The 12,435-nt window shown below is 41.3% G+C and carries 12 protein-coding genes; 9 read left to right on the forward strand and 3 right to left on the reverse strand.

All coding sequences use genetic code 11. The features are described 5' to 3' along the window. Nucleotides 1-35: 35 nt before the first annotated feature. From ubiE to tatC, 6 genes are all read left to right on the forward strand, one after another. Nucleotides 36-791 (forward strand): bifunctional demethylmenaquinone methyltransferase/2-methoxy-6-polyprenyl-1,4-benzoquinol methylase UbiE, encoded by a 756-nt coding sequence (gene ubiE / locus P2E05_RS02550; protein WP_154624666.1) that lies wholly within the window; start codon nt 36-38, stop codon nt 789-791. A 1-nt stretch (nt 792) separates the two neighbouring features. After that, nucleotides 793-1,446 (forward strand): ubiquinone biosynthesis accessory factor UbiJ, encoded by a 654-nt coding sequence (locus tag P2E05_RS02555; protein WP_154624667.1) that lies wholly within the window; start codon nt 793-795, stop codon nt 1,444-1,446. After that, complete coding sequence (ubiB, locus tag P2E05_RS02560) at nt 1,433-3,067, forward strand: ubiquinone biosynthesis regulatory protein kinase UbiB (RefSeq protein WP_154624668.1); 1,635 nt, start codon at nt 1,433-1,435, stop codon at nt 3,065-3,067. The genes P2E05_RS02555 and ubiB overlap by 14 nt, the downstream gene beginning before the upstream one ends. A 113-nt stretch (nt 3,068-3,180) precedes the next feature. Next, nucleotides 3,181-3,471, forward strand: coding sequence for a twin-arginine translocase TatA/TatE family subunit (gene tatA, locus P2E05_RS02565; protein ID WP_154624669.1), 291 nt, complete (start codon nt 3,181-3,183; stop codon nt 3,469-3,471). A gap of 3 nt (nt 3,472-3,474) precedes the next feature. Then, a complete protein-coding gene (gene tatB / locus P2E05_RS02570; protein WP_163860646.1) occupies nt 3,475-4,017 on the forward strand; it encodes a Sec-independent protein translocase protein TatB in 543 nt (180 codons plus the stop codon). 3 nt (nt 4,018-4,020) lie between these two features. Further along, nucleotides 4,021-4,797: a Sec-independent protein translocase subunit TatC gene (gene tatC, locus P2E05_RS02575; protein WP_163860647.1), complete on the forward strand. Its 777-nt coding sequence runs from the start codon at nt 4,021-4,023 to the stop codon at nt 4,795-4,797. Between the two features lie 53 nt (nt 4,798-4,850). On the opposite strand, the gene rfaH is transcribed toward tatC, so the two are convergent. Next, nucleotides 4,851-5,345 (reverse strand): transcription/translation regulatory transformer protein RfaH, encoded by a 495-nt coding sequence (gene rfaH / locus P2E05_RS02580; protein ID WP_154624671.1) that lies wholly within the window; start codon nt 5,343-5,345, stop codon nt 4,851-4,853. Nucleotides 5,346-5,511: 166 nt separating this feature from the next. Between rfaH and pepE the strand changes: the two genes are divergently transcribed. From pepE to fre, 3 genes are all read left to right on the forward strand, one after another. Further along, the gene (pepE, locus tag P2E05_RS02585; RefSeq protein ID WP_154624672.1) at nt 5,512-6,237 is read left to right on the forward strand and encodes a dipeptidase PepE; all 726 of its coding nucleotides are present in this window, start codon (nt 5,512-5,514) and stop codon (nt 6,235-6,237) included. A gap of 114 nt (nt 6,238-6,351) precedes the next feature. Further along, nucleotides 6,352-7,824 (forward strand): 4-hydroxy-3-polyprenylbenzoate decarboxylase, encoded by a 1,473-nt coding sequence (gene ubiD, locus P2E05_RS02590; RefSeq protein ID WP_251465034.1) that lies wholly within the window; start codon nt 6,352-6,354, stop codon nt 7,822-7,824. A gap of 10 nt (nt 7,825-7,834) precedes the next feature. Further along, entirely contained in the window at nt 7,835-8,536 is a 702-nt protein-coding gene (gene fre / locus P2E05_RS02595) for an NAD(P)H-flavin reductase (RefSeq protein ID WP_154624674.1), read from the forward strand. A gap of 385 nt (nt 8,537-8,921) precedes the next feature. Here fre and fadA read toward each other — a convergent pair whose 3' ends face one another. After that, entirely contained in the window at nt 8,922-10,088 is a 1,167-nt protein-coding gene (fadA, locus tag P2E05_RS02600) for an acetyl-CoA C-acyltransferase FadA (RefSeq protein ID WP_154624675.1), read from the reverse strand. A 4-nt stretch (nt 10,089-10,092) separates the two neighbouring features. Then, complete coding sequence (gene fadB / locus P2E05_RS02605; protein ID WP_154624676.1) at nt 10,093-12,285, reverse strand: fatty acid oxidation complex subunit alpha FadB; 2,193 nt, start codon at nt 12,283-12,285, stop codon at nt 10,093-10,095. Between the last annotated feature and the right edge of the window lie 150 nt (nt 12,286-12,435).

The following is a 12,435-nucleotide window of genomic DNA, read 5'->3' on the forward strand; positions in this document are numbered from 1 at the left end:
TACAAAAGTTTGAATTATAAACAGGCATAATAGAAATGACAGAACCAACAAAAGAAACTATTGATTTTGGTTTCCGTACAGTAGGCAAAGAAGATAAAGTTGGCCTAGTAGCAAATGTTTTTCATTCTGTAGCATCAAAATATGATTTGATGAATGATTTAATGTCGTTTGGCATTCATCGTGTCTGGAAACGTTTTACGATAGAAGCCAGTGGTGTGCGTCGTAATCAACGCGTTCTAGATCTGGCGGGTGGAACCGGCGATTTAACCGCTAAATTTTCTCGCCTTGTCGGTGAAAAAGGCGAAGTGATTCTCGCTGATATCAATGATTCCATGTTAAAAATGGGGCGTGAAAAGTTACGTGACCTTGGTATCGTTGGTAATGTTAGCTATGTTCAAGCTAATGCTGAGGAGTTGCCGTTCCCAGATAATTATTTTGATTGTATCACTATCTCTTTTGGTCTGCGTAATGTTACAGACAAAGATAAAGCGTTGCGCTCAATGTTTCGAGTGTTAAAGCCAGGTGGACGTTTGCTTGTTCTTGAATTCTCTAAACCTGTTATTGAGCCACTGAATAAAGCTTATGATGCGTATTCATTCCATGTTTTGCCACGTATTGGGCAAGCAGTCGTTGGTGATCCTGAGAGCTACCGTTATCTCGCTGAATCTATTCGTATGCATCCTGACCAAGAAACACTGAAATCCATGATGGAAAATGCAGGTTTTGAACAGGTTACTTATACCAATATGACAGGTGGTATCGTCGCATTGCATAAAGGGTTTAAATTCTAAGATGGAAGCCACGTCAGCACAGTCAGAAAGCCAAAATACCGTATTATATTCTTTAATGACGGCATTCATGGAAACATGTATGAATCATATGTTATTTAAAGAATCGGTCTTAAAACCCGCTAGAGCACGCTTAGCGGGTAAAGTCATGTCGGTCGACTTAAAAGAGCTCAATCAAACGTTGACGCTGATTTTTACTGATAACCATGTTGATGTGTTAAGCCAATGGTGTGAACCTGCTGATTGTACAATCAAAACATCCCTGTTTACGTTGATTAAACTAAAGGATAAACAGCAATTATCACAGCTAATTAATAGTGGTGAAATTGTTATTGAAGGTGATATGCAGGTTGTTCAGCATTGGTCGTCGCTGTTAGATATGGCCATTTGGGACCCCGCCCATTATCTGTCACCTTATCTCGGCGATGTTGCCGCGCAAGGGATTAGCCAAATCGTTCAAAAGGGAAGTAAACTTGTTTCACATCTAGCATGTCGACAAAAAACGTACCTAAAAGATACATTGCTTGAAGAATGGAAAATGGCGCCAAATCCGCTAGAACTGGCTTATTTTAGTGATGAAGTTGAGCAGGTTGCTGAGTCCTTAAATCAGCTAGAAATGCGGTTACGCCAGCTGGAGGAGCATAATGACGCCCGGTGAAATAAAACGCCTTTACTTTATTATTCGGGTATTCCTCTCATATGGTTTAGATGAATTAATCCCAAAAGTTAAACTCACGTTACCCCTTCGGATTGGTCGCTTTGGTTTCTTTTGGATCAAGAATCAACATCCAGAAAAAGAAGTGGGTGAGCGATTACGTTTAGCGTTACAAGAGTTGGGGCCGGTATGGATTAAATTTGGTCAGATGTTATCGACTCGCCGAGACCTTTTCCCTCCAACAATTGCTGATCAACTCTCTTTACTACAAGATAAAGTCGCTAGTTTTGACGGTAAATTGGCGCGTCGCTACATTGAAGAATCATTAGGTGGGCCATTAGAACAATGGTTTGATGATTTTGATGAAAAAGCCCTCGCCTCAGCGTCAATCGCTCAAGTCCATACTGCCAAGCTGAAAGAAAATGGCAAAGAGGTTGTTTTAAAAGTCATTCGTCCTGATATCTTGCCAGTGATTAAAGCTGATGTGAAACTCATGTACCGCATCGCTAATTGGGTGCCTTTGTTACCAGACGGCCGTCGTTTACGCCCTAAAGAAGTCGTGCGTGAATACGAAAAAACGTTAATCGATGAGCTGAACCTTTTACGTGAATCAGCCAATGCTATCCAGCTGCGTCGTAACTTTGAAAATAGCTCTATGTTGTATGTGCCTGAAGTTTATGCGGATTATTGCCGTGAAAATGTGATGGTCATGGAGCGCATCTACGGAATCCCAGTGTCGGATATCTCGGCTTTAAAAGCTCAGGGAACGAATATGAAAATCTTGGCTGAAAGAGGCGTCAAAGTCTTCTTTACCCAAGTTTTTCGTGACAGTTTCTTCCATGCGGATATGCATCCAGGCAATATTTTTGTGAGTTATGAACACCCTGAAGATCCACTTTATATTGGCATTGATTGTGGTATTGTAGGGTCATTAAATAAAGAAGATAAGCGTTATTTAGCGGAAAACTTTATTGCGTTCTTTAACCGCGACTATCGTAAGGTGGCGGAGTTACATGTCGATTCAGGTTGGGTACCTGCTGATACCAACGTTGAGGATTTTGAGTTTGCTATCAGAACGGTGTGCGAACCAATCTTTGAAAAGCCACTGGCTGAAATTTCGTTTGGGCATGTCCTGCTGAATCTATTTAATACTGCTCGTCGCTTCAATATGGAAGTGCAACCACAGCTAGTATTGCTACAAAAAACCTTACTTTATGTTGAAGGTTTAGGTCGTCAGCTTTATCCCCAACTTGATTTGTGGAAGACGGCGAAGCCATTTTTAGAAGATTGGATACATAGCCAAGTTGGTATTCCAGCTATTACTCAAGCTTTAAAAGAAAAGGCACCTTATTGGGCAGAAAAAATGCCTGAAATTCCTGATTTAATTTATGGCGCTTTACGTCAACATAAATTCCTACAATCGAATATTGAACAACTTACTGATCAATTAAAGGAACAACGTAGCAAACAGCGTAAGTCTCAGTACCTATTAGGAATGGGGGCAACACTGATTCTTTGCGGTAGTTTATTCTTTATTTTTGAGTCAACCTCAATGGCGACAGCATTTATGACTATTGGTGCGTTGTCATGGGTTATAGGTTGGTATAAATCAGGAAAAAATTAAGTAAACCTTGTTTTGCGACAAGTTTATAAGCCTGTGAATATTTCCGTATTGAGAGCAGGTTGTATATAATGGGATAAATAACTATTGATCCCACTTTTACAGAGGTATAAACAATGGAATCAACTATTTCAATGGCCGCTTTTGGTAGCCCTTGGCAACTTATTATTATTGCTCTACTTATTATTTTAATTTTCGGAACCAAAAAGCTGCGCTCTCTGGGATCTGACTTAGGTGAATCATTGAAAGGCTTTAAAAAAGCAATGAACGATGATGAAGCTGCAAAGGCTGCAAAAGAAGAGCAAGAAAAACAAGATGCTGATTTTGCACCTAAAAATATTACAGAGCAACAGGCTGCTGAGAAGAAAGACAGCCCAGTTGAGAGCAAAAATAAAGAGCAGGGTTAAACCGTGTTTGACATAGGTTTCAGTGAACTGCTGCTTGTTGCAGTTATTGGTCTTGTCGTATTAGGCCCTGAGCGTCTACCAGTGGCAGTGAGAACTGTTGCTGGTTGGATCCGTGCTATGCGCTCTTTAGCCGCTAATGTGCAAAATGAATTGTCACAAGAACTCAAATTGCAAGAATTGCAAGAGACCTTGAAAAAAGTTGAGGAGAAAGCTGGTATGGAAACGCTTTCTCCTGAGCTAAAACAATCTATGGATGAGCTTCGCCAAGCAGCACAATCATTAAAATCAGGTTATCAAGCGACGACAGAGGGTGTTGAAAGCGAATTGCAAAAAGCGAAAGAATTAACTGACAACTATGATAGTGCAGTTAAAGATGCTCAAAACAATGCTTCAAAAACTCAAGAGTCAGACCCTGATCCTGAACATGCAGCAAAAATGGCAGAAGTGGTTGAAGAGCCAGTAACGTTATCAGCGCAAAGCGACGACGCTCAACAAACTGCATCGACAACGAAAAAAAATCCTAATCAGACTGAAAGCGAAAAATAGAACATGGCTGTAAATGATACACAACCACTTATTAGCCACCTCATTGAACTCAGGAAGCGGCTGCTAAACTGTTTGATTACGGTTTTGATTGTTTTCGCTGCTTTGGCTTACTTCTCAAATGACATTTATCGGTTAGTTGCCGCCCCTTTGATTGATAAGCTCCCTGTTGGTTCTCAAATGAGTGCGACAGATGTGGCATCTACATTCTTTACCCCAATTAAACTGACAATGATGGTATCGATATTTGTATCAATACCGGTCATTTTGTATCAAATTTGGGCGTTTATAGCACCTGCGTTATATAAGCACGAACGTAGATTAATGCTGCCTTTGTTGGTTTCGAGCAGCTTCCTTTTCTATTTAGGAATGGCATTTGCTTATTTTGTGGTTTTCCCATTAGCATTCGGCTTTTTTGTGAAAACGACACCCGATAGCGTTAATTTTATTCCGGATATTAGCAAATATCTCAGTTTTGTTATGACGCTATTTATGGCATTTGGTGCCGCATTTGAGGTACCTATAGCCATTATTCTCTTATGCTGGACGGGAGTGACAACACCGGAATCATTAAAACGTAAACGCCCATATATTTTAGTTGGTGCATTTATTGTTGGGATGTTCCTAACGCCACCAGACGTTCTCTCTCAGACTTTACTTGCCGTTCCGATGTACTTACTCTTTGAGTTGGGGGTACTTTTATCTAACTTTTATGTAGGTAAAGGTCGACGGAAGGCGGATGAAGAAGAAAACGAAGAAAACGAAGAGAAAGAAGATTCTTAGTTCATGACTATTGAATTAACAAAAAAGCCCACTCGATGTGGGCCTTTTTATTTCTATTGAGGTAATTTTTTAAATTGAGAGTTATCAAGCACTTTAGATACATTTTTATTTAAAATATTCAGCAATAAGATGGATCGCGACTCACCATTTGGCTCATCATAGATAGCTTGTATACCGGAAAAAATACCTTCTGTAATTAAAACATTATCACCATGCACTGGTGTTTCAGGGGCGACAAGATGAGACAGTGGAGCCTGTTGCAAGAGCTCTATAATTTCATCGGGTACAACGGCAGGTAGTTGCCCAAAACGCACAAAATGACTTACACCTCGTGTTGATTGGATTGTTGTCGTATGGATGTCATTATGATCAAATTTCACAAATAGGTAGTTAGGGAATAGAGCTTCTTGTACTGTCACCCGTTTTCCTCTAACCACTTTTTCTATCTCTGTCATCGGGGTCATGCAAATGACACTTTGCCTATTCAAGTGCTCTATGGCCCTATCAATTTGCCCTCGTTTACAATATAGCAAATACCACTTTTCCATTTCTCTAACCCACGCGACAAAATTATGCTCATCATAACAAATTAACACATAAAAATGTGACTAATCCATTAAGTAAGAATATCATTCAGAATCAGAAACATATATTAACTTAAACTTACTCAAGAGAGTTAACCATAGTATAACAACTCGTTATCTAGGAGACAGCATGGAAATATTTTTATTAAGTAATGGTAAGCTTCCTAATAATCCAGTATGGCTAAGCTACGCATTACCTCGTATTCACGAAATGATTGCCCGTAAAAATATTAAGTCAGCAGTATTAGTGCCTTATGCAATATTACGCGGTTCGCATGATGAACGTGCGGAACAGCTAAGTGAATCTTTAGGGATCAAAGTCACCTCGATAGAGCATTTCTCTAGTCCTGTAGAAGCAATTGAACAAGCGGAATGTATTCTTGTTAGCGGGGGTAATACTTGGTGGTTAAATAAATGTCTGCATGAAAATGGGCTTATTGTGGCTATTCAGCGTGCGGTGAGAGAACGTGATGTGCCATATATTGGTTGGAGTGCAGGTTGTAATGTCGCGACACCCAGTATTCGTACAACCAATGATATGCCAGTGAGTAATGCGGCAATTATGCCATCTTTGGGGCTCTTTCCATTGCAAATAAATCCTCATTATATTGATGCGCATATCTCTGGTCATATGGGGGAAACTCGCGATGAAAGATTGCAAGAATTTTGTGTGATCAACCCACATGAAGTCGTTGTTGCGCTAAGGGAAGGCAGTGGGTTACAAATTAAGGGGAATACACTGGAGTATTTCAGTGGAAAAGGTGATGGTTTTAAATTATTTAAGCACAATCAGGTATTTCCTGAACAGTTTGATACTTTATCATTAAAATCACTGGTTCCATTTGTTTGTCAGTAAAGTAATCAGTTTTTAGAGATAAACATATTGATTACAAATAGTTTTTATGGGTAACTTGTAACCTTTGCCGGACGTCTTATAATGAGACTCCCTCTGTAATAGTAAAAGATGACAATGAAATACCGTGACCTAAGAGACTTCATTGCCCAGCTTGAAAAGCAAGGCGAATTAAAACGTATTACGATGGAAGTCGATCCTTACCTCGAAATGACGGAAATAGCCGATCGCACGCTTAGAGCAGGGGGCCCGGCATTATTATTTGAAAACCCCAAAGGGTATAATATGCCTGTCTTATGCAATCTGTTTGGTACGACTAAACGCGTTGCCATGGGGATGGGGCAAGAAGATATCAAAGCCTTACATGATGTGGGTAAGTTGCTTGCTTTCCTGAAAGAGCCAGATCCCCCGAAGGGATTCCGTGATTTATTCGATAAATTACCTAAATTTAAACAAGTATTGAATATGCCGGCGAAACGGCTAAGCTCAGCACCTTGCCAAGAGCAAATTTGGACTGGTGATGATGTCGATCTGACTAAAATTCCTGTGATGCATTGTTGGCCTGAGGATGCCGCGCCACTCATTACGTGGGGATTAACCGTCACGAGAGGTCCGAATAAAGAACGCCAAAACTTAGGTATCTATCGCCAGCAAGTGTTAGGTAAAAATAAAGTCATTATGCGCTGGCTTTCACATCGTGGTGGCGCTCTTGATTACCAAGAGTGGTGCCAACAGCATCCGGGGGAAAAGTTCCCCGTGGCGGTTGCACTAGGAGCAGATCCTGCAACTATTTTGGGGGCAGTGACACCCGTTCCGGATACATTATCTGAATATGCCTTTGCAGGATTATTGCGCGGTAATAAAACAGAGGTTGTTAAATGTATTTCTAATGATCTTGAGGTGCCCGCTGGGGCTGAGATTATCTTAGAAGGGTATATTGAGCCGGGAGAGCTTGCCCCCGAAGGACCTTATGGGGATCACACCGGTTATTATAATGAAATCGATAGTTTCCCTGTATTTACAGTGACTCATATTACACAGCGTCACAATGCCATTTATCATTCCACCTATACAGGCAGACCACCTGATGAGCCAGCCGTACTTGGTGAAGCACTAAATGAAGTTTTAGTGCCTATTTTGCAAAAGCAATTCCCAGAAATTGTTGATTTTTATTTGCCTCCTGAAGGTTGCTCGTATCGCCTCGCGGTTGTCACCATGAAGAAACAATACGCAGGTCATGCAAAACGCGTCATGATGGGGGTTTGGTCTTATCTTCGCCAATTTATGTACACAAAATTTGTCATTGTTTGTGATGATGATATCAATGCGCGTGACTGGAAAGATGTGATCTGGGCGATAACCACGCGTATGGATCCTGCCCGTGATACTGTTATGATGGAAAATACACCGATTGACTATCTTGATTTTGCTTCACCAGTGTCAGGTTTAGGCTCGAAAATGGGGCTAGATGCCACCAATAAATGGCCTGGGGAAACAAACAGGGAGTGGGGCAGACCAATAGTAATGGATGAAAAAGTGAAGTCGCGTATAGATGATATTTGGGAACAATTGAATATTTTTGAAAAATAAGAGGGGATCCATGGCAACTTTGAGCTGCAAAGTCACATCTGTTGAGTCCATAACTGATACTGTATATCGGGTTATTTTGTTGCCGGATGGTCCTTTTCATTTTAAAGCGGGCCAGTATCTTATGGTGGTAATGGACGAACGTGATAAGCGCCCATTTTCCATGGCTTCTACACCCGCGAATAACGAAACAATTGAACTTCATATTGGGGCTTCGGAGATTAATCTTTATGCCATGGCGGTGATGGATAGAATTTTAGACCAACGCCGCATTGATATTGATATCCCACACGGTAAAGCTTGGTTTAGAGAAAATAGCCAAAACCCCATGATTTTAGTCGCGGGGGGAACCGGTTTCTCATACACGCATTCAATATTACTGGCTGCGTTGATGGAGAACCCTTCTCGAGACATTACTTTCTATTGGGGAGGGCGCCAATTAGAACATCTTTATGATTTAGGTGAGCTTCAGGCGCTGAGTGAACGTTACTCGAATTTAAAAATTGTGCCCATCGTAGAACAGCCTGATGAGTTATGGCGAGGACGATCAGGAACGGTATTAAGCGCGGTCTTAGAAGACTTTGGCGATTTGTCTTCTTATGACATCTATATCGCAGGGCGTTTTGAAATGGCAAAAATCGCTAGAGAACGCTTTTGTGCCGAGCGTAATGCAAAACCTGAGCAACTGTTCGGTGATGCTTACGAGTTTATTTAAAACACGCAATGGCTTCGTTTCGAATATATTGAGACTGAATGTGGCGTCTATTGAAATTTATTATGCCACTGAGGCTTTTTCATTGTGTTTATTAATGATTTTTATTCTACGATGCTCTTTTCGCAATGGTTGTAGTGACAGCGGAACAATATCATTGATTGGCTAATTATCTTTAGCGTATTGCTTCACAAAATAAAAAGCCCGCCCCTGACTAGGCGGGAATGTTGACAACATACAACAACACGGCGGCAACTAGCGGTATACCCTTGATACTTCAATTGGTATATGCCTTGGCAATGTGGCTCAGAATACGTAATAAAATAAATTTTCTGAGCGCACTTTTATTATTGGCAAACTACCATTCAAACTATTTTGGGTATAAACGTTATATACGCTCTATGATGGTTGCGATTCCCTGACCAAAGCCTATACACATTGTTGCTAGACCAAATTGTTTGTCTTTTTGCTCTAATTGATTGAGTAATGCGGTTGTTATCCTTGCTCCTGAGCATCCTAAAGGATGGCCTAGTGCAATAGCACCTCCATTAAGGTTAACTTTTTCATCAATTTGATTTTCAGGTAGTTTCAGCCCTTTTAGGCAGGCAATTGATTGAGCTGCAAACGCTTCATTTAACTCAATCACATCCATATCGGCTAGTGATAATCCAGCCCGCTTAAGCGCTAATTCTGTTGCAGGAACAGGCCCAAAGCCCATGATAGATGGATCACAGCCGACTACAGCCATGGCGCGAACTCTAGCTCTCGGCTTCAGCCCTTGTTTATGCGCGTAACTTTCGCTAGTGATTAACATCGCTGATGCACCATCCGAAAGTGCCGACGAGTTACCCGCAGTTACAGTACCGCTGACAGGATCAAAGACGGGACGTAATGACGCTAAGCTTTCAAGATTGGCATCAAAACGAATGACCTCGTCGTAATTCACGGCAAAGAGATTGCCATTGCTATCATGCCCAGCAATAGGGGCTATTTCTTGCTTAAACTGCCCGTTTCTCGTTGCTTCTGTTGCCCGTTGATGTGACCTGAGCGCAAATGCATCTTGTTCTTCGCGACTAATTTTATACATTTTTGCCAGCATTTCTGCGGTTAAACCCATAGCGCCTGCTGCTTTTGCGACTCGTAGTGTTAATTTAGGGTTGAAATCAATACCATGTGTCATTGGAACATGGCCCATATGTTCAACACCGCCGATTAATACCGAGTGCGCATCACCCGTCATTATCAATCGGCTTGCATCATGCAAAGCTTGCATGGATGAACCACATAAACGGTTGACAGTGACCGCTGGAACGGTGTGTGGAATATCAGTCAGTAACGCAGCATTTTTCGCAATATTAAAACCTTGTTCAAGGGTTTGCTGTACGCATCCCCAAATAATGTCATCGAGGTCTTTCTTGCTTGCGTTAGGATTGCGTTCAAAAATTACATTCATTAAATGTGCTGAGAGGTCTTCCGCTCGGACATGGCGAAATACACCGCCTTTTGAACGCCCCATAGGTGTACGTATTCCATCGATAATAACGACATTTTCCATACTATTAGCCTCTCGCAACTTTTTTAACATCAATTGCCACTACAGGTGGCAGCGCATAATAACTGGAATTGGTCTGTGATTTTTCTTTGAGACCCTCAGGAATTTGATACAGTGGGCTTAATTGAGCATATGTTTCAGCTGTTTTAGCATAGGATTGTGTACCCACTGTATCTAAATAGCGGAATGCGCCTCCACGGAAAGGAGGGAAACCAAGACCATAAACGAGTGCAATGTCAGCATCCGCTGGGCTTTGAATAATACCTTCTTCTAGGCAACGAACGACTTCATTGATCATTGGGATCATCATACGTGCGATGATCTCTTCTTTAGTAAATGAACGTTTTCCTTTACTAATTGACGCTAATAACGCATCAGTCGCTGGGTCATCGACCTTTTTCGGTTTTCCTTTTTTATCTTTTTCGTATTGATAAAAACCTTTGCCATTTTTTTGCCCAAAGCGTTGTGCTTCAAACATCACATCGATGGCATTCTTATTGGTCTTGCTCATACGCTCAGGGAAACCTAAAGCCATTACCTGTTCTGCGTGAAAAGCGGTATCGATCCCAACAACATCAAGTAGATAAGCGGGGCCCATAGGCCAGCCAAATTCTTTTTCCATGACTTTATCGATTTCTCTGAAGTCGGCACCATCCTGTAATAGCAAGTTAAAACCTGCAAAATAAGGAAAAAGAACCCTATTGACAAAGAACCCTGGGCAATCATTAACGACGATGGGGGTTTTACCCATTTTATTTGCGTAGGCAACAACTTTAGCGATGGTCTCATCGGTCGTTTTTTCACCGCGAATAATTTCAACCAATGGCATGCGGTGCACAGGGTTAAAGAAGTGCATTCCACAGAAATTTTCAGGTTTCTTCAGTGATTTGGCTAGTTCAGTAATCGGAATAGTAGAGGTATTGGATGCTAAGATTGTTTCAGGGCTAACTAATGCCTCAACTTCAGAGAGAACAGCCGCTTTAATTTTAGGATTCTCAATAACCGCTTCGACGACCACTTGTGCATTTTCAATGCCCGAGTAGGAGAGAGAAGGGTGAATGGATGCGAGAGTTTTCGCCATTTTTGAAGCGTTGATTTTGCCTCTTTCAAACTGAGCATTTAATAATTTATGGGCTTCTTCAATGCCTAAATCTAACGATTTTTCATTAATATCTTTCATCAGCACAGATACACCTTTGCTGGCTGATTGGTAGGCGATCCCGCCACCCATAATACCCGCGCCGAGTACGGCTGCATGTTTAGGGGCTTCTACATGGCGAGAAAGTCGTTTGCTAGTAGACTTAACTTGTTGGTCATTTAAGAAAATACTGACTAATGAACGAGCGACGTCACTGTGTGCAAGGGGAACAAAAGCGGCCATTTCATGTTTTAGCGCTTCATCACGAGAACAATTAGCGGCTTTTTCAATAGTATTGACTGCTGCCATTGGGGCTGGGTAATGTTTTCCCGCAACTTTATAAACCATTCCTTTCGCAACATTAAAGCTCATTGTTTGCTCAATAGGACTAAGTTGCAATGGTTGTAATTTCGGTTGACGTCGTTGCTGCCAATTAATCGCCCCAGAAATAGCTGACTCAATCAATTCTAATGCAGCTTGAGGGAGTTTTTCTGTTTCAACAACCGCATCCACTAATCCCATTTTTAACGCTTCGGCTGCACTGACATCTTTACCTGCGGTAATAATTTCGAGAGCGCTATCTAAGCCAATGAGTCTAGGCAAACGGACTGACCCACCAAAGCCAGGCATAATACCTAACTTAGTTTCAGGTAAACCTACGCGAGCATCTGGAGAGGCAATTCGTAAGTCGGTGGAAAGAATACATTCACAGCCGCCACCTAACGCGTAGCCATTAATGGCACTCACAGTAGGAACAGGCAAATCTTCTATACGATTAAAAATGCGATTTGCGTAGCTTAGCCATTCACTTAACATTTCTGCTGGTGCTTCAAAAAGAGAAAGAAATTCTTTGATATCAGCACCAACGATAAAAGCCGGTTTGTCAGATCTTAAAATAACACCCAAGAGTTCTGTTTGCTGTTCAAGAGTAGCAACTGCTTCATCAAGTGAAGCAACGGTATGAGTATCTAACTTATTTATTGGCTCGGCTGAGTTAAAAACGAGTTCTGCAATACCTGTTTTCAACCATTGAACATAGATTGTTTCACTTTGATAAAGCATGCCGCTCTCCTTATGATGATTTTATCATCTGGTACGACCAGATAGAATTGAGTGTGACTAGAATGTTAATAAAATGCAAATAATCAATAACAAAAGTGGAATGTTGATCACAGCAAACAGTAGGAATACAGGTTGATGAAAATAGTATTT

It is taken from the genome of Providencia stuartii (genome assembly GCF_029277985.1).
GTDB classification, from domain to species: Bacteria; Pseudomonadota; Gammaproteobacteria; order Enterobacterales; family Enterobacteriaceae; genus Providencia; species Providencia zhejiangensis.

What these genes read in the sequence shown, in the direction of transcription:
- ubiE (WP_154624666.1), top strand. Translation starts at nt 36, where the DNA reads ATGACAGAACCAACAAAAGAAACTATTGATTTTGGTTTCCGTACAGTA.
- fre (WP_154624674.1), top strand. Translation starts at nt 7,835, where the DNA reads ATGGCAACTTTGAGCTGCAAAGTCACATCTGTTGAGTCCATAACTGAT.
- ubiD (WP_251465034.1), top strand. Translation starts at nt 6,352, where the DNA reads ATGAAATACCGTGACCTAAGAGACTTCATTGCCCAGCTTGAAAAGCAA.
- fadA (WP_154624675.1), bottom strand. Translation starts at nt 10,088, where the DNA reads ATGGAAAATGTCGTTATTATCGATGGAATACGTACACCTATGGGGCGT.
- P2E05_RS02555 (WP_154624667.1), top strand. Translation starts at nt 793, where the DNA reads ATGGAAGCCACGTCAGCACAGTCAGAAAGCCAAAATACCGTATTATAT.
- fadB (WP_154624676.1), bottom strand. Translation starts at nt 12,285, where the DNA reads ATGCTTTATCAAAGTGAAACAATCTATGTTCAATGGTTGAAAACAGGT.
- tatC (WP_163860647.1), top strand. Translation starts at nt 4,021, where the DNA reads ATGGCTGTAAATGATACACAACCACTTATTAGCCACCTCATTGAACTC.
- rfaH (WP_154624671.1), bottom strand. Translation starts at nt 5,345, where the DNA reads ATGGAAAAGTGGTATTTGCTATATTGTAAACGAGGGCAAATTGATAGG.
- ubiB (WP_154624668.1), top strand. Translation starts at nt 1,433, where the DNA reads ATGACGCCCGGTGAAATAAAACGCCTTTACTTTATTATTCGGGTATTC.
- pepE (WP_154624672.1), top strand. Translation starts at nt 5,512, where the DNA reads ATGGAAATATTTTTATTAAGTAATGGTAAGCTTCCTAATAATCCAGTA.
- tatA (WP_154624669.1), top strand. Translation starts at nt 3,181, where the DNA reads ATGGAATCAACTATTTCAATGGCCGCTTTTGGTAGCCCTTGGCAACTT.